Origin of the sequence: Nocardioides jejuensis (assembly GCF_004337475.1) — a bacterium.
GTDB classification, from domain to species: Bacteria; Actinomycetota; Actinomycetes; order Propionibacteriales; family Nocardioidaceae; genus Nocardioides; species Nocardioides jejuensis.
In genome coordinates, this window is record NZ_SJZJ01000024.1 from 24,952 (window position 1) to 42,895 (window position 17,944).

Here is a 17,944-nt window from a genome sequence, read left to right on the forward strand (position 1 = left end):
GAACCGGCGTACGCCGGCGACGGTTGCCGCGATAGGGTCGGGCACTGTGATCTGGGTCGTTCTCGCGCTCGCTGTGGTGGTGGTCGTCGCTGTGTGCGGCGCTGCCGTGGGGCTGATGCGCCGCGACCGCCGGCAGACCGCGGCCGAGCTGGCTCGCACGCGTGCGGAAGCCGCCGAGCTGCGCGCGAAGATCGAGGCGCTTGCCCTGCAGACCGCGCGACCGGTCGCGGCTCCCGAGGAGTTCGTGATCACGAGCCTCGGGCACGAGATCGACGAGACCCCTGAGGTGGTCGAGCCGGTGCAGCGCATCGACGGCAGGCTCTTCGTCGACATCGTGGCGCGCGAGACGGTGGTGAAGGCAGCGGCCCTCACCCATGGCGTACGACGAGCACTCGCTCCCGAGGTCCGCAACCGGATCCGCTTCGAGATGAAGCGCGAGATCAAGCGATCGCGCAAGGCCCGCAAGGACGAGTACCGACGAGTGCGTGACGAGATCCGCGCCCGGGAGCGCGCCGCCCAGGGGCGGTCGCAGCAGGTGGCCGGATGAGCGCCGTCCCCGGCCGGGCCGCGATGTTCGTCGCCGGAGTCGGTGTCGGCGTCTACGGGATGGTCAAGGCGCGTCGTGCACAAGAGGCACTGACGCCTGACGGCCTGCGTGACCGCGGTCGTTCGCTCGCACTCGGCGCACGGATGCTGCGCGCCGAGGTCGAGCAGGCCCGCGTCGACAAGGAGCACGAGCTGCGCGACCGGCTCGGGCTGCCACCCACGCCTGACCGCACCCGCACCAACGAACTTCGTCCCGCCGCGAGCGGGGCTCAGCTGAAGCAACTGGAAAGCCGAGGACAGCACTGATGGAGACCGCCGAGATCCGCCGACGGTTCACTGACCACTTCGCGGCGGCGGGCCACACCGTCGTCCCGTCGGCGTCGCTGCTGCTCGACGACCCGAACCTGCTCTTCGTCAACGCGGGCATGGTGCCGTTCAAGCCGTACTTCCTCGGGCAGGAGACGCCGCCGTTCAAGCGCGCAGCCAGCGTGCAGAAGTGCATCCGCACGCCGGACATCGAGGAGGTCGGCAAGACCACCCGCCACGGCACCTTCTTCGAGATGTGCGGCAACTTCTCCTTCGGCGACTACTTCAAGGAGGGCGCGATCCAGCTCGCCTGGGAGCTGGTCACCAAGAGCCAGGCCGACGGCGGCTTCGGGCTCGACGAGTCGGTGCTCTACCCGTCCGTACTCAATGGCGACGACGAGGCCGTGGCGCTGTGGAAGCGGATCACCGGCCTGCCCGACGACCGCATCGTCCGGCTGCCCCCGAGCGAGAACTACTGGTCGATGGGCGTCCCCGGTCCGGGTGGTCCGTGCTCGGAGATCCTGATCGACCGTGGTCCGGCGTTCGGTGCCGATCGCGACTGGGACGCGGGCGACCGCTACCTGGAGTTCTGGAACCTCGTCTTCATGCAGGACGACATCTCCGCTGCCCGTTCCAAGTACGACGTCGACATCGCCGGCCCGCTGGCGCAGACCGGTATCGACACGGGCATGGGTCTCGAGCGCGTCGCCTACCTGCTCCAGGGCAAGGCGAACATGTACGAGACCGACGTCGTCTTCCCGGTCATCGAGAAGGCGATGGAGCTCACCGGCAAGAAGTACGGCGCGAACCCCGAGGACGACGTGCGCTTCCGCGTCGTCGCCGACCACATCCGCTCCTCGCTGATGCTGATCAACGACGGCGTCACGCCCGGCAACGAGGGGCGCGGCTACGTGCTGCGCCGCCTGGCCCGCCGCGTCATCCGCAACATGCGCCTGCTCGGCTACGAGGACCCCGCGCTGCGCGAGCTGCTGCCGGTCAGCCGCGACCGGATGGGTCAGACCTACACCGACCTGTTCGACAACTACGAGCGCATCCTCAGCGTCGCGAACGCCGAGGAGGAGGCGTTCCGCAAGACGCTGACGTCCGGCACGCAGATCTTCGACCTGGCTGCGGCCGACCTGAAGAAGAAGGGCGTCGCGACGTTCGGTGGCGACAAGGCGTTCCAGCTCCACGACACCTACGGCTTCCCGATCGACCTCACCCTCGAGATGGCCTCCGAGGCCGGCCTCTCGGTCGACGAGCAGGGCTTCCGCAGCCTGATGGCGGAGCAGCGCGACCGCGCGAAGGCCGACGCGAAGGCGAAGAAGGGCGGCCACGCCGACCTGACCGTCTACCGCGGCATCATGGACGCCCACGGCCCGACCGAGTGGCTTGCCTACGAGACGCTCGAGACGGAGTCGCGGCAGCTCGCCCTTCTCCAGGAGGGCAAGGACGTCCCGGTCCTGCGCAACGGCGAGATCGGCGAGCTCGTGCTCGACCGGACGCCGTTCTACGCAGAGTCGGGTGGCCAGGCGGCCGACGCCGGCATCATCGAGTTCGACGGTGGTCGCTTCGAGGTGCTCGACGTCCAGCGCCCCGTCAAGGGCCTCGTCGTCCACCAGGTCCGCGTCGTCGACGGTGAGTACGCCGCCGGTGCTGCGGGTGCCGCCACGCTGCACGCCCGCGTCGACCACGACTGGCGCACCGGTGCCCGCCAGGCGCACTCCGGCACGCACGTCATCCACGCCGCGCTGCGTGAGGTGCTCGGCCCCACGGCGCTGCAGTCGGGCTCGTACAACCGCCCGGGCTACCTGCGCCTCGACTTCGGCTGGACGCAGGCGCTGACGCCCACCCAGCTCAAGGACGTCGAGGAGGTCTGCAACAACGCACTGCGCGCCGACCTCCCGGTCTCCTGGGACTACATGACGCTGCCGCAGGCGCGCGACTGGGGCGCGATCGCCCTCTTCGGCGAGACGTACGACGACAGCAAGGTCCGTGTCGTCGAGATCGGTGGCCCCTGGAGCCGCGAGCTCTGCGGCGGCACGCACGTGTCCCACTCCTCGCAGATCGGCACGCTCGTCGTCACGGGCGAGGCGTCCGTGGGCTCGGGCAACCGCCGCATCGAGGCGTTCACCGGCCTCGAGGGCTTCAAGTACCTCTCCCGCGAGCGCGACATCGTCGGCGAGCTGACCGACCTCCTGAAGGTGACCCAGACCAGCGACATCGTCGGCCGCGTCGGCGAGCTCGTCGAGCGCCTCAAGGGTGCCGAGAAGGAGATCGAGAAGGTCCGTGTCGCCCAGCTCCTGGCGGCCGGCGGCGACATCGCTGCAGCGGCGCAGGACGTCAACGGCGTCAAGGTCGTGGCGAAGCGCATCGACGGCGCGGGCGGCGGCGACGTCCGCACGCTCGTCACCGATGTGCGGGCCCGGTTCGCTCCGAGCGAGGCCGTCGTGGTCGTCGTACTCGGTGTGGCCGACGGCAAGGTCTCCGTGGTGGCAGCGACCAACGAGGTCGCGCGCGACAAGGGGCTCTCGGCCAACGACCTGCTCCGTGCGGTGAGCCCGCTCATCGGCGGCAAGGGCGGCGGCAAGGCCGACATGGCCCAGGGCGGCGGCACGGAGACCGGCGAGGTCGATGCCGCGGTGGCTGCGGTCATCGCGTCGGTCCAGCAGACCGTCCAGGCCTGACGGGAGCCGGAGGCATGCGGTTCGGAGTGCGACTGGGCGTGGATCCGGGTGATGCCCGGATCGGCGTGGCGCGCTGCGACCCGATGGGGATCATCGCCACGCCGGTCGAGACCGTCCAGCGCGGTGACGGCGACATCGACCGCATCGTGGCGATCCTCGAGGAGGAGAACGCCGTCGAGGTGGTCATGGGTCTGCCGCGCTCGCTCAACGGGACCGAGGGGCCTGCAGCGGCGAAGGTCCGCGAGTTCGCGGGCCTTCTGGCGCGGCGCATTGCGCCGGTGCCGGTCAGGCTGTGTGATGAGCGACTGAGCACGGTGACGGCGGAGGCACAGCTGCGGTCCCAGGGCCGCAAGGGTCAGAAGCGACGTGCAGTCGTCGACCAGGTCGCGGCCGTGGTGATCCTGCAGAACGCGCTCGAGTCCGAGCGGGCTCGCGGAAGCGCACCCGGCGAGGTCGTGGACGTGACCGACGATGTGGCGAACGAGGGAGACCAGGCGTGACCGAGCAGCAGCCCGACCAGCCCAGCCAGCACGACGGCCACCATTCCGGCGAGCACCGCTCGGCCGCCGGCCACCACGGTGACCTCGGTGCGGCACTCGGCTTCTCCCACGACAACGGCGGCGGCCACCGCGAGGGACGCAAGCGCGTCGGCGGAGGGTGCCTGCTCCTGCTCATCCTGATCGTGCTCATGGGTGGCGCGGTCGTCGTCGGCGGCATCGTCGGCCTGGACCGGATCAAGGAGCAGTTCCAGGGGCCCGAGGACTACACCGGCGCAGGCACGACGCCCGTGCTGGTCGAGGTCGCCTCCGGTGACACCGCCGACCAGATCGGTGTGAAGCTCCGCGACGCCGGTGTCGTGAAGTCCGCGCAGGCCTACATCGACTACGCGCGCGCCCACGCCGACGCGTCGTCCCAGATCCAGATCGGCTTCTACGAGGTCCGCAAGCAGATGAGCGCGGCCGACGCCTTCGCCGTGCTCACCGATCCGGCGAACCAGCGCACCGACAAGGTGACGGTGCCGGAGGGCCTGCGCGTAGCGGACGTCGTCGACCTGCTCGTCAAGCACACGAAGTTCTCGACGGCGCAGTTCGAGCGGGTGCTCGGCAACGCGAAGCAGCTCGGCCTGCCGGCGTACGCACACGGCAACGCGGAGGGCTACCTGTTCCCTGCGACGTACGCGTTCGCGCCGAACGCCAAGCCGGCGGACATGCTCAAGGAGATGGTCGACCGGTGGCACCAGGCCGCCGACAAGGTCGACCTCGAGGGTTCGGCCCAGCGCCTCGGCAAGACGCCCGCCGAGCTGATGACCATCGCCTCCCTCGTCCAGGCCGAGGGCCGCGGAGACGTCATGCCGAAGATCGCCCGCGTGATCTTCAACCGTCTCGATGGTCCGGGCAACCAGGCGGGCACCAACGGCCTCCTGCAGATCGACGCCACGGTCAACTACGCGCTCGGCAAGACCGGCGTCGCGCACACCTCGAACGCCGACCTCGCGGTCAACAGCCCGTACAACACCTACAAGCACGCCGGCCTGCCGCCGGGCCCGATCGAGGCGCCGGGTGACGACGCGCTCGCTGCTGCGGCCCACCCCGCGAGCGGCCCCTGGTACTACTACGTGACGGTCAACCTGCGCACGGGCGAGACCAAGTTCGCCGCGACGTACGCCGAGCACCAGAAGTACGTGCAGGAGTTCCAGCACTACTGCGCCACCGAGTCGGACCGCTGCTGATGAAGTGCGCTGTCCTCGGCGATCCGATCGCTCATTCACTCTCACCGGTGCTGCACCGGGCCGGCTACGCCGCGCTCGACATGGACTGGACCTACCGGACCAAGCGCGTTCCGGCGGGCGGTCTGGCGGCCTTCGTGACCGACCGTGGGCCGGAGTGGCGGGGCCTGTCCCTCACGATGCCGCTGAAGCGTGAGGCGATGCCGCTCGCCGACACGGTGACCGACCGCGCCCGGCTCGCCGGAGCAGCCAACACCCTGGTCCTGGACGACGGCACGATCCACGCCGACAACACCGACATCCCGGGTGCTGCTGCCGCGATCCGGGAGCGCTACGACGGCCGGATCCTGGCCGCGACCGTGCTCGGCGGCGGGGCGACCGCCACCTCCACGGCTCTTGCGCTCTGCGACCTCGGCGCGACCGAGATCCGCTTCCTGGTCCGCTCTCCAGATCGGGCTGCGGAGACGGTGGCAGCGGTCCAGCGGCACCCGTCGGCCCCGACGGTGATCGTCGGCTCCCTCACGGATGACTTCGCCGAGGGCGACATCCTCGTCTCGACGATCCCGGGGGAGGCCCAGACGCCCGACCTGGTCTCGCGATGCGACGACGTCGAGGTCACCTTCGAGGTCCTCTACCACCCGTGGCCGACGCCCCTGGCTCGTGCCGCGCGCGGCGTCCTGGTCTCCGGCCTGGACCTGCTCGTGCACCAGGCCGCGATCCAGTTCTCGCTCTTCACCGGCCACGAGGCACCCCTCGCGGAGATGCGGGTCGCGGGTGAGGCCGAGCTCGGCGCCCGGAACCTCCTCTGATGCATGTCGTCGTCGCCGTCTGGTGCGCTGCAGTCGCCGGGCTGCTCGGCCTGGGCGTGCCGCGGCTGATCCGCTGGCTCCCCGAGCCGGAGGCTGGCACGTCGTCCGCCGTCGACAAGATCCCGTACGCCGAGGTCGCAGCGGCTCACGGGCTGCTCTGGAAGGGGGCCGCTGCCTCGGCGGCCGCCGGTGCGGTCCTGGGTGGGGCGCTCGGCGCCGACTGGTCGCTGCTCTTCCTGCTCTACCTCTGCCCTGTTGGTGTCGCACTCGGGTACGTCGACTGGCGGCTACGGCTGCTGCCCACGGCGCTGATCCGTCCGTCGTACCTGATCGTTGGTGTGCTCGTCGTCGCGTCGGGCCTCCTCATGGGGGAGCCCCGGCGTCTGGTCGCTGCTGCGCTCGGCCTGGTGATCCTCCGGGCGATCTACTGGCTGCTGTGGCGGTTCACGCCCGGCATGGGTTTCGGTGACGTCCGCCTGTCCGGAATTGTCGGGCTGGCGCTCGGCTTCCTCGGGGGTACGGCGCTCCTGGTCGGTGGCTACGCAGGTTTCCTGCTCGGTGTCCTGCTGTGGGTGCCGATGCGGCTGCTGCGGCTGACGACGGACCGGTCGTTCCCGTTCGGACCGTTCATGCTGCTCGGCGTGCTCGTCGGCGCGGTGTGGCAGGCCGTCGCCGCCTGACGTCCGCCTGCGGCTCCACGCCGCCTGGATGTGGCATCGTGCGGCCCAGGACGCCCACGGGGGCGTGACGACATCCCACTCGGAGGTTTGCATGTCGAACAAGGTCACGCCGGAGCCGGACGCAGCCGGCGCCGAATGGAAGCCGAGCGCCCAGGCCAACTCGAGCGCCACCCAGCTACGCCTGATCGCGATCATCCTGTGGGTTGCCGCGATCGCCGCGGAGCTCGGACTGATCTTCGGAGAGCTCCTCGCCAAGAACGGACAGCCCTTCACCAACGGCCGCATGGCGATCCTGATCGGCGGCCTCGTGGTCATCGCGATCCTGGCGATCGCGGGCAACCTGCTGTGGAAGAAGGCCAACCGCCTCGACCCGGCCCACAAGAGCGTCACGGTCCGCTTCTTCATCCAGAACCAGCTCGGCGCCTTCATCACGCTGCTGGCCTTCGTGCCGCTCGTCGTCCTGATCTTCCTGGACAAGGACCTCGGCAAGGGGCAGAAGGCCGTGGCCGGTGGCATCGGTGTCGTCCTTGCGCTGGTGGCGACGACCCTCGGCATCGACTTCAACCCGCCGTCGGTCGAGCAGTACACCGCCGAGCGTGACTCGGTGATCGAGCACGTCGGCTCCGACACCGTCTACTGGGGCCCGAGCAGCGACGTCTTCCACATCTGCGACAAGGTCTCCGACCTCTCGCGCGCTCGCGACGCCGGCACCATCGAGTCGGGCAGCGTCGCTGACGCGCACGCGGCGGGGATGGACCGGCTCACCCTCAAGGTCGACCAGGAGCAGAAGCAGTGCGGCTTCGCGGGCGCTGCCGCTCCGGAGTCGGGCAACTGACCCGCCCCGCGGCCAGCTGACACAGCACCGGGCCCCGACACGCCGAGGACATCTGCGTGTCGGGGCCCGATCGCGTGGCAGGTGGCCCGTCGTCCGCAAGGGGAGCGCGGCGGCGGGGGAGCGGCGTACTCGTGAAAGGATGAGCCCATGCTTCGCTGGCTCACCGCAGGCGAGTCCCACGGACCGTCGCTCACCGCAATCCTCGAAGGTCTCCCGGCGCACGTCGAGGTGACCTCGGACGACATCGCCGACTCGCTGGCCCGTCGCCGCCTCGGCTACGGCCGTGGCGCGCGCATGGCGTTCGAGCAGGACGTCGTGACGATCACCGGCGGTGTCCGCCACGGCAAGACCCAGGGTGGTCCGATCGCGCTCAGCGTCGGCAACTCCGAGTGGCCCAAGTGGGAGACGGTCATGTCCGCCGACCCGGTGGACCCCTCGCTCCTCAAGGAGACCGGGCGCAACGCCAAGCTGACGCGCCCGCGTCCGGGCCACGCCGACCTCGTCGGCATGCAGAAGTACGACTTCGACGAGGCGCGGCCGATCCTCGAGCGCGCCTCCGCTCGCGAGACTGCCGCGCGTGTGGCCCTCGGTCGCGTCGCCAGCAACTTCCTCGCGCAGGCCGTCGGTGTCGAGATCGTCAGCCACGTCATCGAGCTCGGTGGCGTGCGGACGACCGGCACCGAGCTGCCGGTCTTCGCCGACGTCGAGAAGCTCGACGCCGACCCGGTCCGCTGCCTCGACGCCGCCTCGTCGGCGGCGATGGTCGAGCGCATCGACGTCGCCCACAAGGACGGCGACACCCTCGGTGGCGTCGTCGAGGTCGTCGTCTACGGACTGCCGCAGGGCCTCGGCTCGCACGTTCACTGGGACCGCCGCCTCGACGCGCGCCTCGCGGCCGCGATGATGGGCATCCAGGCGATCAAGGGTGTCGAGATCGGCGACGGCTTCGAGCTCGCCGCGACGCCGGGCTCGCTCGCCCACGACGAGATCGTCAAGGACGAGCACGGCACCATCCGGCGTACGTCGGGTCGTGCTGGCGGCACCGAAGGCGGCATGTCCACCGGTGAGGTGCTCCGCGTCCGCGCCGCGATGAAGCCGATCGCGACCGTCCCGCGCGCGCTGAAGACGATCGACGTCGCCACCGGCGAGGAGGCCGTCGCGCACCACCAGCGCTCCGACGTCTGCGCCGTGCCCGCCGCCGGCATCGTGGCCGAGGCGATGGTCGCGCTCGTGCTGGCCGACGCCGTCATCGAGAAGTTCGGTGGCGACTCGGTGCAGGAGACGCGCCGCAACGCGCAGGCATACCTCGACGCCATCAACTTCAAGTGAGCTGAGGGTGGCTCCCCGCGTCGTGCTGGTCGGTCCCATGGGGGCCGGCAAGTCGACCGTCGCGCGCCGCCTCGGTGAGCACTGGGGTCTCGGCGTCCGTGACACCGACCAGGACATCGAGCGGCTCGCCGGCAAGCCGGTCAGCGAGATCTTCGTCGACGACGGCGAGGAGCACTTCCGGGCTCTCGAGGTCGCTGCTGTCGCCGCCGCGCTCGTCGAGCACGACGGCGTCCTGGCCCTGGGCGGGGGAGCCGTGCTGGCTCCGGCGACGCAGGAGGCGCTCCGCGGTCACGCGGTCGTCTACCTCGAGGTCGGCGTCGCCGATGCGGTGAAGCGCGTCGGTCTCGGGCACGGCCGCCCGCTGCTGCTCGGCAACGTCCGCGCTCGCGTGATGAAGCTGCTCGAGGAGCGCGCCCCGATCTACACCGCCGTTGCGACGATCACGGTCGACACCAACGGCCGCACCCCTGACGATGTCGCGGCGGAGATCATCCGTCGCGTGGAGGAGAACGCATGAGCACCGAGACCACGTTGCACGTCGGCGGCGCCTCGCCGTACGACGTCGTGATCGGCCGTGGTCTGGCCGATCGGCTGCCGGCACTGCTGGGCGAGGGCGTCCAGCGCGTTGCGTTCCTCTACGCCGCCGAGCTCGAGCAGCTCGCCGAGCCCGTGCTCGAGGTGCTCCGCCCGCTCTACGACGTCCTCGCGCTCGGCCTCCCGAGCGGCGAGCAGACCAAGGACGCCGACGTGATCTTCCAGTGCTGGGAAGCGCTCGGCGAGGCCGGCTTCACGCGGTCCGACGCGGTCGTCACCTTCGGCGGCGGCGCGACCACGGACGCGGGTGGCTTCGTGGCGGCTTCGTGGCTCCGGGGCGTCAAGGTCGTGCACGTGCCGACGACACTGCTGGCGATGGTCGACGCCGCGGTGGGCGGCAAGACCGGCATCAACACGGCCGCGGGCAAGAACCTGGTCGGCGCCTTCCATGAGCCGTCCGGCGTACTGGTCGACCTCGACACGCTGCTGACGCTTCCGCGCGCGGAGCTCGTCGCGGGCTTCGGCGAGGTGATCAAGTGCGGCTTCATCGCCGACCCGGAGATCCTGGCCCTCGTTGAGGCCGACCCGGCCGCGGCGACGGACCCCGCGGGTAACGTCCTGCCCGAGCTGGTCCAGCGCGCCATCCAGGTCAAGATCGACGTGGTCGTCGACGATCTCAAGGAGACCGGCGGCCGCGACGGTCACCCGGGGCGCGAGGCGCTCAACTACGGCCACACGATGGCCCACGCGATCGAGCGCGCCGAGGGCTACACGATGCGGCACGGCGAAGCCGTCGCGATCGGCTGCGTCTACATCGCCGAGCTCGCGCGCCTGACCGGCCACATCTCCGACGAGCTCGCAGCACGTCACGCGGCCACCTTCGGTGCGGTCGGGCTGCCGACGGCGTACGACCGTGCGTCGTTCGACGACCTGCTGGCAGCGATGCGCGTCGACAAGAAGTCGCGCGGCAACACGCTGCGGTTCGTCGTCCTCGACGACATCGGCAAGCCGGTCGTCCTGTCGGGTCCGAGCGAGGAGCACCTCCGCGCGGCGTACGACGTCATGGCCGGCGTCGCCGGGCAGGATGGCTGACATGCAGCGCGTGCTCGTCCTCAACGGCCCGAACCTCGGGCGCCTCGGTCGCCGCCAGCCGGAGATCTACGGCACGACCACGCACGAGCAGCTCGCCGAGCTGTGCACGCAGTGGGGGAGTGAGCTCGGTCTTCTCGTCGAGACCCGGCAGACCAACCACGAGGGCGTGATGCTCGACTGGCTCAACGAGGCCGCCGACGACGCCACGCCGGTCGTCCTCAACGCTGCCGCCTGGACGCACTACTCCTGGGCGATCTTCGACGCGTGCGCGCAGCTCGTCGCACCGCTGGTCGAGGTGCACATCTCGGACCCGAAGCAGCGCCCGGAGGAGTTCCGGCACACGTCGGTCGTCACGCCGTACGCCGCTGCGGTCATCGCCGGCCAGGGCATCGACGGCTACCGGCAGGCACTGGAGATCCTCGCGCGCAGCTGAGCCGGGCGACAACGGAACCGGATCAGCAGGCGGGACGTCTACTCTGCATCAACCCCGGACATCCAGGAGCCCGTCATGACCAGTCCCCGTGCCCTCATCGGCAGCGTCGCTGCCCTCGTTGTGCTGCTCGTCCTCGGACTCATCGCCGCCTACGCAATCGGCGCACGCGGCCACGACAAGCCGGGAACTGAGTCCGTCTCCGTGTCGGGCTCGGGCAAGGTGACCGTGGTCCCCGATCTCCTGATCGTGGACCTGACCGTCCGCGTCACGCAGCCGACCAACGCCGAGGCCCTGGCAGAGGGCAATGCCCTGCAGACCAAGGTCACCGCGGCCCTCGAGAAGGCCGGCGTTGCGAAGAAGGACATCCGGACTACCGGCTTCTCCGTGAATCCCCACTTCATCTACGACCGCGACGGCGAGCACCAGAAGGGCTACGACGCCGACCACTCGATCCGCGTCTATGCACGTGACCTGGACACTGCCGGACAGATCATCGGTGACGCGGTCACCGCGGGCGGCAACGCCGTCCAGATCCAGAACACCCGGCTCACGCTCTCGGACAAGGACGCCGCGATGGGCGAGGCCCGGGCCAAGGCGATGAAGGACGCGAAGACCCGCGCCAAGGCGTACGCCGACGCCGCCGGCCGCGACCTGGGCAAGGTCGTGCGGATCACGGAGAACACTGCCTCCGCCGGCTACCAGCCCTTCGCGGCAGCGGACAACCTGAACTCCCTCAAGGCTGACGGTGCGGCCGTGCCGATCGAGCCGGGCGAGCAGAAGATCAGCGTCAACGTGTCGGTCGTCTACGGCCTCGACTGAGCCGGGGTGGGCCTGCCGCGCGAGGCAGGCCCACCCGCCAGCGCCCGCTTCCGGGAACGCTAGGACGTGGCTGCGCGCAGGCGCTTGAGGCCCCGGTGGCGCGCGACGCGCACGGACGTGGGCGAGATACCCAGCGCAGCAGCGGTGGCCGCGATGTCGAGCCCCACCACCTCGAGGCAGGCGAGCACGTCCCGCTCGCGCTCGGGAAGGGGCGCAAGCATCCGGCGCGCCGCGTCCAGACCGTCGTAGGCCGCCACGTCGTCGGGCGCCGTCAGCGTGGCGGCTGCAGCTCCGCCGTCGAGGCCGGTACGACGCCGGGCCGTGCGTCGCTGCAGGTTGAGTGCGTGGTTGCGGGCGATGCCGAAGAGCCAGCCTGCGAAGTCGTCCGCGTTTCCGCGGAACTCCTGGACCCGTGACGCCGCGACCAGCCAGGCTTCGCTGGCCAGATCCTCCGCGGTGACCGCCCAGTCGTCCGAGGACCGACTGCGGAGCCAGACGACGAGGCGCCCGGCATGGCTCCGGTAGAGCTCACGCCAGGCGTCGGGATCGCCCTGCTTCGCGCACTCGATGAGTGCGTCATCCTGGCTCACCCGGCGTCGTCACCGCCGTCGTCGGTGGCAGCGCCTGCGGTGGGCTCGTCCTCGGGCTCGTCGGTGTCGGTGGGTTCGTCGGACGCTGCGGTGCTGGGCGCTTCGTCCTCGCCGGCCGCGCCGTCCGATCCGTCGTCCGCGGGGTGCACGGTCCGGGGTCCAGACGGGACGCCCGCGGGTGGGCCATCCGTCGGTGTGGGCTCACCCGACCCATGACGAGCCAGGCCCGAGGCGCCCGACGAAGCACGGTCATGCGGCCCGGGTGTGCCGCCGCGGACGTCGGTGCGCGGCGATGGGGACGGGATGCCCGTCGACGTCGCGGTCGGAGCGGGGGTGGCGTCGGGCTTGTGCGTCGGTTGTTGGTCTGATCCACGGACCTGTCCGAGTGCGAGGGCGCTGCCGACCACCAGCAGCACCGAGGCGATCGCGAAGGCCACCTGGGCCACCGGGCGCGACCACCACGGCGTAGTAGCCGGAGCGGGGGCCGCTACCGCTGCCCCCGCTCCCGCAAGCCCGGCCAGCTGCGCGACGAAGGCGTCCGACGGCTCGAGTCGTGGGACGTCGACGCGCAGCAGCGGGGCCGGTGCCATCGCCTGTCTCAGTCGTCCGAGCCGTGGTCGCCGTGCGCGTCGTCGCCCGACTCGGTGCTCTGGTCGTCGCCCTGCTCGTCGCCCTGGTGGGAGTCGGTGGACTCGTGGTCACCCTCCTCGGCCTGCTGGTCCTCACCCTGGTCGTCGTCGCCCGGCTCGTCGGCGTCGTCACCCTGGTCGTCCGCCTCCGGCGCCTTCGTGTCCGGAGCCTCGGTCTCGGGCGCTTCCGTGTCAGGTGCTTCCGAGTCGGGGGCGTCGGTCTCGGGTGCCTCGGTGTCCGGTGCCTCGGTGTCCGGTGCCTCGGTCTCGGGCGCCTCGCTGTCCGGGGCCTCAGTCTCCGGAGCGTCGGTCACCGGAGCCGTCGTCTCGCTGGTGGAGTCAGCAGGGGTGCGGTGGTTGTCGGAACGAGCGGCGTCAGCGGCGTACGCCGCACCGACGCCGGCGACCACGACGGTCGCCACGGCTGCGGCCAGAAGGCGCGGGTCGAGAAGGTTGCGCATGTCAGCTCCCGAGGGATGGGGGCCGCTTGATGCAGCCCGTTACTGACCACATGTCACGGCACCCGCGGATTGTTACTCGCCGTCGCCGTCGTGGGCACCCGGGCCCATGTCGGAGGTGATGTCCGTGGCGGTCGGCGTCGGCCGCGGCGACCACGAGGCCTTCGGGGACGCAGTCTGCGAGGGTACGCCGCTCGCGTCCGCATCCTTGGACGGCGGCGCCGCGCTCGCCGCACGAGACGGTGTCCCGGACGTCGCGGCCGGGGTCGACACCGCGTTCGTCGGGGTGATCGTCGAAGAGGTGGGCGCGGGCTTCGTGGCGGTGTCAGAGCCGCAGGCCGCCAGGAGCAAGGCAAGGACGGCGCACGCCAGCGCGGTCCCGAGAGGGCGTGTGTTCACCCGACCATTGTCAGGGTGCGACGGCCTCCGGGTCCGTCGCGTCCGTCGGCGTTTCACTGGCTGCCGTCGGAGAATCCGACGCACTGGCCTCGGGAGCAGAGCTGTGGGTCGACTCGGAGCTGCCGCCGGAGCCGCCACCCGGGTTGCCTCCGGTGCCACCTCCGGAGGTGCCGTCATGGTGGTGGTGCCCGGACGCGGACGCGGTGGCGCTGGCCGTCGTCGTCGGCTCTGACGACGGAGCATCCGTCGTACCGGAGGCCCCGTCCGCCGGTGTCGCGGACGCCGTGGCACTGTCGCTCGACGACGCAGACGGCGAGGACGCGGAGGACGTCGCGGACGGGGACCGGGGCCCGATCGTCGGCTGGTCGAGGACCGTCACCGGCCCCGTTTCCGGTCCGCCTGCCGCCATGCCGCGATTCATCAGGAGGACGGCACCGAGCCCGATCACGACGGTCGCGAAGACGGCCAACGCGGCTGCCGTCAGGCGCGTCGAGAGCTCGGTCGACATGCGTGGAACCTCCGAATGGGCGGTGAGGACGGCTGGAGTCTAGACTTGGCGGCTGCTGTCCCGGGCAGCTTCCGTTTACTTGACACATGAAGAGGTTTTCGCGCGCATGGCAACCACGAACGACCTGAAGAACGGCATGGTTCTCAACATCGAAGGCCAGCTCTGGCAGGTGGTCGAGTTCCAGCACGTCAAGCCGGGCAAGGGCCCTGCCTTCGTCCGCACCAAGCTGAAGAACGTCGAGTCGGGCAAGAACGTCGACAAGACCTTCAACGCCGGCACCAAGGTCGAGACCGCCACGGTCGACAAGCGCGGCTACAACTACCTCTACAACGACGGTTCGTCGTTCGTCTTCATGGACACCGACACCTACGAGCAGGTCGAGGTCCAGCCGGAGCTGATGGGCGACGCGCCCAACTACCTCCTCGAGAACATGGACGTCATCATCGCGATGAACGAGGGCCGCGTCCTGTACGTCGAGCTCCCGGCCTCCGTCGAGCTGACGATCTCCTACACCGAGCCCGGCGTCGTCGGTGACTCCGCGACCGGTCGCACCAAGCCGGCCACGCTCGAGACCGGCCACGAGATCCAGGTCCCGCTGTTCATCGAGAACGGCGAGAAGATCAAGGTCGACACCCGCGACGGCGGCGGCTACCTGTCCCGAGTGAAGGGCTGATGAGCGCTCGCGGCAAGGCCCGCAAGCGGGCTCTTGACCTGCTCTTCGCCTCCGAGCTTCGCGGAGAGAGCGCGCGTGACGCGCTCGACCGAGCGATCGAGGACGGCGAGGCGCCGACCAACCCCTACACGACCACGCTGGTGCTCGGCGTCATCGAGCACGCGCAGGAGATCGACGCGCTGCTCGCCGACTCCGCGCAGGGCTGGACGCTGGAGCGCATGCCGGCGGTCGACCGCAACGTCCTGCGTCTCGGTGTCTACGAGCTGCTGTACGTCGACGACATCCCGGACGCCGTCGCCATCACCGAGGCGATGAACCTCGTGCGCGACCTGTCCACGGACGAGTCTCCGGCGTTCGTCAACGGCGTGCTGGGCGCGATCCAGCGCAAGTCCGCCTGACCGACGTACGCCGCGGCCCGCGACCACCCCTCAAGGGGAGGTCGCGGGCCGCGATGCTTTTACGAGGAGTTAACCCGGCGTACGCGGCGTCACGGCGTGTCGTGGTGGTCTGGACCGGCACAGTTCACCTGTCCCGCGCGTCCCGACTCCTCAGGAGCCCTGCACCCGATGACCTTCTTCCGTGCCGCCGCAGCCGCGGTCACCGTCGCCGCTGGCCTCGTGGCTGTTCCGATCGCCACGACCGCGCCGGCTTCCGCAGCCGCCACCTCCTGCTCCACCAACGGCTCGTGGCGGCAGGGCGAGCTCAACGTCTACTGGTTCGACGTCGACCAGGGCGACAGCCAGCTGATCGTCGGACCGACGGGCAAGACGATGCTCGTCGACCTCGGCGAGCGCGCCTGGAACTCGACCGGCACCGGCACGAAGGCCTACGAGGTGGCGCAGCAGATCAAGTCCATCTGCGGCACGGGGAGCAACCCCGTCGCGCTCGACTACGTGATGGTCAGCCACCAGCACCTCGACCACATCGGCTACGCCCACGTGCCCGAGGACGGCGCCTCGTCCATCGGCAACGGACTGTGGCAGCTGCTCGCGCCCGCCGCTTCGGGTGGCCTCGACTTCACGGTCGGCACGCTCTACGACCGCGATGCCGGCACCTGGACCGACGCCAACAGCGACAACCAGTGCGAGGTGGGCACCTCGACGGCGCCCGCGCCCGAAGTCGCCTGGCACAACGTCGGTACGACGAGCCAGACCGCCCGCCGCTTCATCTGCTGGCTCTACGGCCCGGCGGGACAGGCCGACCGCGCCAACATCCAGGGTCACGTCGTCCCGCTCACCACGAACTCTGCGTCGTGGCCGACGATCGACCTCGGCTCGGGCGCCCAGTCGGTCGTCGTCAACGCCGACGCGGCCGGCACGATGCAGGCGGACGGTACGACGCCGGTTGCGGGCGACCACTCCGCCGACTCCGTCCCGCCGAGCGAGAACGACTACTCGACGGCCGTGAAGACCTCGTTCGGCAGCTACCGCTACGCGACCGCGGGTGACTCCGACGGTGAGTACTCGACGTCCGCCGACGGCTACACCTACAACAACATCGAGGCGGGCCTGGTCGGCAAGTTCGGCAACCAGACCTACGACACCGTCCGCGCCAACCACCACGGCTCGGGCCACTCCAGCTCTGCGGCGTACGTCAACGGCATGGACCCGCAGACGACGTTCATCTCGTGCGGCACGAACTCGTACGGCCACCCGGCGAACCGCACGCTCGACGCCTACCGGGCGGTGGGCGCGGACATCTACCTGGCCAACAACCCGTGTGACACCACGGACGTGAGCGGTGCGGCGATCGACTACTCCGGCACCCTCAACAGCAACGGCACGGTCCACCTCTACACGACCAACGGCGGCGCTGACTTCTCCGTCGCCTACGACGCGGGCACGAAGTCCTACGTGTCCGGCACGCACACCGGTGGCGGCACCCAGGGCGACCCGACGCTGGTCAAGGTCAACGAGTTCTTGCCGGCGCCGAGCACGGGCAACGAGTGGATCGAGCTCTACAACCCGACGAACGTCGCGGTCGACGTGTCGGGCTACTACGTCGACGACCTGGCGAACGGCGGTGGCTCGCCCAAGGTGATCCCGGCAGGCACCGTGATCCCGGCCGGCGGCCGCTGGGTGTACGAGTTTGCCTCCGGCTTCCTGAACAACACCGGCACCGACTACGCGCGCTACACCTCGCCGGGCGGGGTGGAGCTGGACTCGAAGTCGTACACCTGGTCGACGTCGCAGTCGAACAAGGTGATCCACCGCGTCAACGACGGCGGCACCTGGTGCGACACCGCCTCGACCAGCGTCACCCAGGGCACCGCGAACCCGGCGACCTGCCCGTGATCGCTCGCACGACCTGTCTCCTCCTCGCTGGCGTGCTCCTCACGGGGTGCGCCAGCGAGGCGGTGGGCGAGAAGGACACCGGCGACGGGCGGCTGGCGATGGTCAGCGGTCGCGACGACCACGGCTTCGTGGACGTCGACATGGTCCCCGTCTACGACGTCGCGAACGGGTCGCACCAGGTCGGCCGCATCCATGACGGCACGCTCGTGCGCGTCGTCGAGCGCGACCACACCGCGATGCGGGTCACGACGCTTGAAGGGCCGTCGGTGACGGGCTGGCTGGACGACTTCTACCTGCGCGGGCAGTTCCATCTCGTCGGCGCTCCACCCCTGTGTGGCGCCACCATCGGCGCGACCCCGGTCGACGGCGGGCGCCAGGTTGTCGCGTACGCGCTCAAGGACACGCGCGTTCTCGTGGAGACCCTGCCGGATCCGGCCGAGAAGCAACGCGAGGTCCGGGGCTGGGCCGCCCGCTCAGAGCTGCGCGAGCTGCCGCCGCAGGGCAAGAACTGTGCGGCTGATCCACCCGGCAGCAAGCACGTCCACACCCTGCCTGCACCACGCTGAGCACCGACGTCCGGACATGCGCCCGGATCGG

The 17,944-nt window shown here is 70.4% G+C and carries 23 protein-coding genes; 18 read left to right on the forward strand and 5 right to left on the reverse strand.

Translation table 11 applies throughout. The annotated features are described in order from the left end of the window. The first annotated feature begins 46 nt into the window (after positions 1-46). The 13 genes from EPD65_RS13150 to EPD65_RS13210 all read left to right on the forward strand — a co-directional run bounded on the left by EPD65_RS13150 (position 47) and on the right by EPD65_RS13210 (position 11,796). Entirely contained in the window at positions 47-547 is a 501-nt protein-coding gene (locus tag EPD65_RS13150; protein ID WP_131584862.1) for a hypothetical protein, read from the forward strand. Further along, positions 544-852: a DUF6167 family protein gene (locus tag EPD65_RS13155; RefSeq protein ID WP_131584863.1), complete on the forward strand. Its 309-nt coding sequence runs from the start codon at positions 544-546 to the stop codon at positions 850-852. The genes EPD65_RS13150 and EPD65_RS13155 overlap by 4 nt, the downstream gene beginning before the upstream one ends. After that, complete coding sequence (gene alaS, locus EPD65_RS13160) at positions 852-3,539, forward strand: alanine--tRNA ligase (RefSeq protein ID WP_131584865.1); 2,688 nt, start codon at positions 852-854, stop codon at positions 3,537-3,539. The genes EPD65_RS13155 and alaS overlap by 1 nt, the downstream gene beginning before the upstream one ends. Before the next feature lie 14 nt (positions 3,540-3,553). After that, positions 3,554-4,039, forward strand: a complete 486-nt coding sequence (ruvX, locus tag EPD65_RS13165) for a Holliday junction resolvase RuvX (protein WP_131584867.1) — start codon at positions 3,554-3,556, stop codon at positions 4,037-4,039. Next, on the forward strand, positions 4,036-5,268 hold the full coding sequence (gene mltG / locus EPD65_RS13170) for an endolytic transglycosylase MltG (RefSeq protein ID WP_131584869.1): 1,233 nt from the start codon (positions 4,036-4,038) through the stop codon (positions 5,266-5,268). The genes ruvX and mltG overlap by 4 nt, the downstream gene beginning before the upstream one ends. Then, a complete protein-coding gene (locus tag EPD65_RS13175; protein WP_131584871.1) occupies positions 5,268-6,074 on the forward strand; it encodes a shikimate dehydrogenase in 807 nt (268 codons plus the stop codon). Before mltG ends, EPD65_RS13175 begins: the two co-directional genes overlap by 1 nt. Beyond that, positions 6,074-6,754, forward strand: a complete 681-nt coding sequence (locus tag EPD65_RS13180; protein WP_131584873.1) for a prepilin peptidase — start codon at positions 6,074-6,076, stop codon at positions 6,752-6,754. The genes EPD65_RS13175 and EPD65_RS13180 overlap by 1 nt, the downstream gene beginning before the upstream one ends. A gap of 91 nt (positions 6,755-6,845) precedes the next feature. Further along, a complete protein-coding gene (locus tag EPD65_RS13185; RefSeq protein ID WP_131584875.1) occupies positions 6,846-7,589 on the forward strand; it encodes a mechanosensitive ion channel family protein in 744 nt (247 codons plus the stop codon). Between the two features lie 147 nt (positions 7,590-7,736). Beyond that, positions 7,737-8,918, forward strand: a complete 1,182-nt coding sequence (aroC, locus tag EPD65_RS13190) for a chorismate synthase (protein WP_131584877.1) — start codon at positions 7,737-7,739, stop codon at positions 8,916-8,918. A 7-nt stretch (positions 8,919-8,925) separates the two neighbouring features. After that, positions 8,926-9,435, forward strand: coding sequence for a shikimate kinase (locus EPD65_RS13195; protein ID WP_207891551.1), 510 nt, complete (start codon positions 8,926-8,928; stop codon positions 9,433-9,435). Continuing rightward, complete coding sequence (gene aroB / locus EPD65_RS13200) at positions 9,432-10,544, forward strand: 3-dehydroquinate synthase (RefSeq protein WP_131584879.1); 1,113 nt, start codon at positions 9,432-9,434, stop codon at positions 10,542-10,544. The genes EPD65_RS13195 and aroB overlap by 4 nt, the downstream gene beginning before the upstream one ends. Beyond that, complete coding sequence (locus EPD65_RS13205; RefSeq protein WP_131584881.1) at positions 10,537-10,977, forward strand: type II 3-dehydroquinate dehydratase; 441 nt, start codon at positions 10,537-10,539, stop codon at positions 10,975-10,977. Before aroB ends, EPD65_RS13205 begins: the two co-directional genes overlap by 8 nt. Before the next feature lie 75 nt (positions 10,978-11,052). After that, positions 11,053-11,796 (forward strand): SIMPL domain-containing protein, encoded by a 744-nt coding sequence (locus EPD65_RS13210; protein WP_131584883.1) that lies wholly within the window; start codon positions 11,053-11,055, stop codon positions 11,794-11,796. 59 nt (positions 11,797-11,855) lie between these two features. On the opposite strand, the gene EPD65_RS13215 is transcribed toward EPD65_RS13210, so the two are convergent. The 3 genes from EPD65_RS13215 to EPD65_RS16340 are packed head-to-tail and all read right to left on the reverse strand — an operon-like array spanning position 11,856 to position 13,329. Further along, positions 11,856-12,386, reverse strand: a complete 531-nt coding sequence (locus EPD65_RS13215; protein WP_131584884.1) for an RNA polymerase sigma factor — start codon at positions 12,384-12,386, stop codon at positions 11,856-11,858. Then, a complete protein-coding gene (locus tag EPD65_RS16335) occupies positions 12,383-12,976 on the reverse strand; it encodes a hypothetical protein (protein WP_165873003.1) in 594 nt (197 codons plus the stop codon). The genes EPD65_RS13215 and EPD65_RS16335 overlap by 4 nt, the downstream gene beginning before the upstream one ends. A gap of 8 nt (positions 12,977-12,984) precedes the next feature. After that, a complete protein-coding gene (locus EPD65_RS16340; RefSeq protein WP_165873004.1) occupies positions 12,985-13,329 on the reverse strand; it encodes a hypothetical protein in 345 nt (114 codons plus the stop codon). Between EPD65_RS16340 and EPD65_RS16730 the strand changes: the two genes are divergently transcribed. Beyond that, positions 13,265-13,522, forward strand: a complete 258-nt coding sequence (locus EPD65_RS16730) for a hypothetical protein (RefSeq protein WP_165873005.1) — start codon at positions 13,265-13,267, stop codon at positions 13,520-13,522. The two genes, EPD65_RS16340 and EPD65_RS16730, sit on opposite strands and share 65 nt — an antisense overlap. Before the next feature lie 26 nt (positions 13,523-13,548). Here the strand turns inward: EPD65_RS16730 and EPD65_RS13225 are convergent, their stop codons facing one another. Continuing rightward, positions 13,549-13,872 carry a hypothetical protein gene (locus tag EPD65_RS13225; RefSeq protein ID WP_131584886.1) on the reverse strand — a complete coding sequence of 108 codons (324 nt, stop codon included), beginning with the start codon at positions 13,870-13,872 and terminating at the stop codon, positions 13,549-13,551. A 10-nt stretch (positions 13,873-13,882) separates the two neighbouring features. After that, complete coding sequence (locus tag EPD65_RS13230; protein WP_131584888.1) at positions 13,883-14,380, reverse strand: hypothetical protein; 498 nt, start codon at positions 14,378-14,380, stop codon at positions 13,883-13,885. A gap of 106 nt (positions 14,381-14,486) precedes the next feature. Here EPD65_RS13230 and efp point away from each other — a divergent pair, with 106 nt between their 5' ends. The 4 genes from efp (at position 14,487) to EPD65_RS13250 (ending at position 17,913) form a co-directional block, all read left to right on the forward strand. Further along, on the forward strand, positions 14,487-15,053 hold the full coding sequence (efp, locus tag EPD65_RS13235) for an elongation factor P (RefSeq protein ID WP_131584890.1): 567 nt from the start codon (positions 14,487-14,489) through the stop codon (positions 15,051-15,053). Then, a complete protein-coding gene (gene nusB / locus EPD65_RS13240) occupies positions 15,053-15,451 on the forward strand; it encodes a transcription antitermination factor NusB (RefSeq protein ID WP_131584892.1) in 399 nt (132 codons plus the stop codon). The genes efp and nusB overlap by 1 nt, the downstream gene beginning before the upstream one ends. 168 nt (positions 15,452-15,619) lie before the next feature. Further along, entirely contained in the window at positions 15,620-17,347 is a 1,728-nt protein-coding gene (locus EPD65_RS13245; protein WP_131584894.1) for a lamin tail domain-containing protein, read from the forward strand. After that, positions 17,344-17,913 (forward strand): hypothetical protein, encoded by a 570-nt coding sequence (locus EPD65_RS13250; protein WP_131584896.1) that lies wholly within the window; start codon positions 17,344-17,346, stop codon positions 17,911-17,913. The genes EPD65_RS13245 and EPD65_RS13250 overlap by 4 nt, the downstream gene beginning before the upstream one ends. Positions 17,914-17,944: the final 31 nt, after the last annotated feature.

Bases quoted from the DNA above. Each gene is read 5' to 3' on its own strand.
- EPD65_RS13155 (WP_131584863.1), top strand. From the start codon at position 544: ATGAGCGCCGTCCCCGGCCGGGCCGCGATGTTCGTCGCCGGAGTCGGT.
- alaS (WP_131584865.1), top strand. From the start codon at position 852: ATGGAGACCGCCGAGATCCGCCGACGGTTCACTGACCACTTCGCGGCG.
- ruvX (WP_131584867.1), top strand. From the start codon at position 3,554: ATGCGGTTCGGAGTGCGACTGGGCGTGGATCCGGGTGATGCCCGGATC.
- EPD65_RS13175 (WP_131584871.1), top strand. From the start codon at position 5,268: ATGAAGTGCGCTGTCCTCGGCGATCCGATCGCTCATTCACTCTCACCG.
- EPD65_RS13180 (WP_131584873.1), top strand. From the start codon at position 6,074: ATGCATGTCGTCGTCGCCGTCTGGTGCGCTGCAGTCGCCGGGCTGCTC.
- EPD65_RS13185 (WP_131584875.1), top strand. From the start codon at position 6,846: ATGTCGAACAAGGTCACGCCGGAGCCGGACGCAGCCGGCGCCGAATGG.
- aroC (WP_131584877.1), top strand. From the start codon at position 7,737: ATGCTTCGCTGGCTCACCGCAGGCGAGTCCCACGGACCGTCGCTCACC.
- aroB (WP_131584879.1), top strand. From the start codon at position 9,432: ATGAGCACCGAGACCACGTTGCACGTCGGCGGCGCCTCGCCGTACGAC.
- EPD65_RS13205 (WP_131584881.1), top strand. From the start codon at position 10,537: ATGGCTGACATGCAGCGCGTGCTCGTCCTCAACGGCCCGAACCTCGGG.
- EPD65_RS13210 (WP_131584883.1), top strand. From the start codon at position 11,053: ATGACCAGTCCCCGTGCCCTCATCGGCAGCGTCGCTGCCCTCGTTGTG.
- EPD65_RS16335 (WP_165873003.1), bottom strand. From the start codon at position 12,976: ATGGCACCGGCCCCGCTGCTGCGCGTCGACGTCCCACGACTCGAGCCG.
- EPD65_RS13230 (WP_131584888.1), bottom strand. From the start codon at position 14,380: ATGTCGACCGAGCTCTCGACGCGCCTGACGGCAGCCGCGTTGGCCGTC.
- efp (WP_131584890.1), top strand. From the start codon at position 14,487: ATGGCAACCACGAACGACCTGAAGAACGGCATGGTTCTCAACATCGAA.
- nusB (WP_131584892.1), top strand. From the start codon at position 15,053: ATGAGCGCTCGCGGCAAGGCCCGCAAGCGGGCTCTTGACCTGCTCTTC.
- EPD65_RS13245 (WP_131584894.1), top strand. From the start codon at position 15,620: ATGACCTTCTTCCGTGCCGCCGCAGCCGCGGTCACCGTCGCCGCTGGC.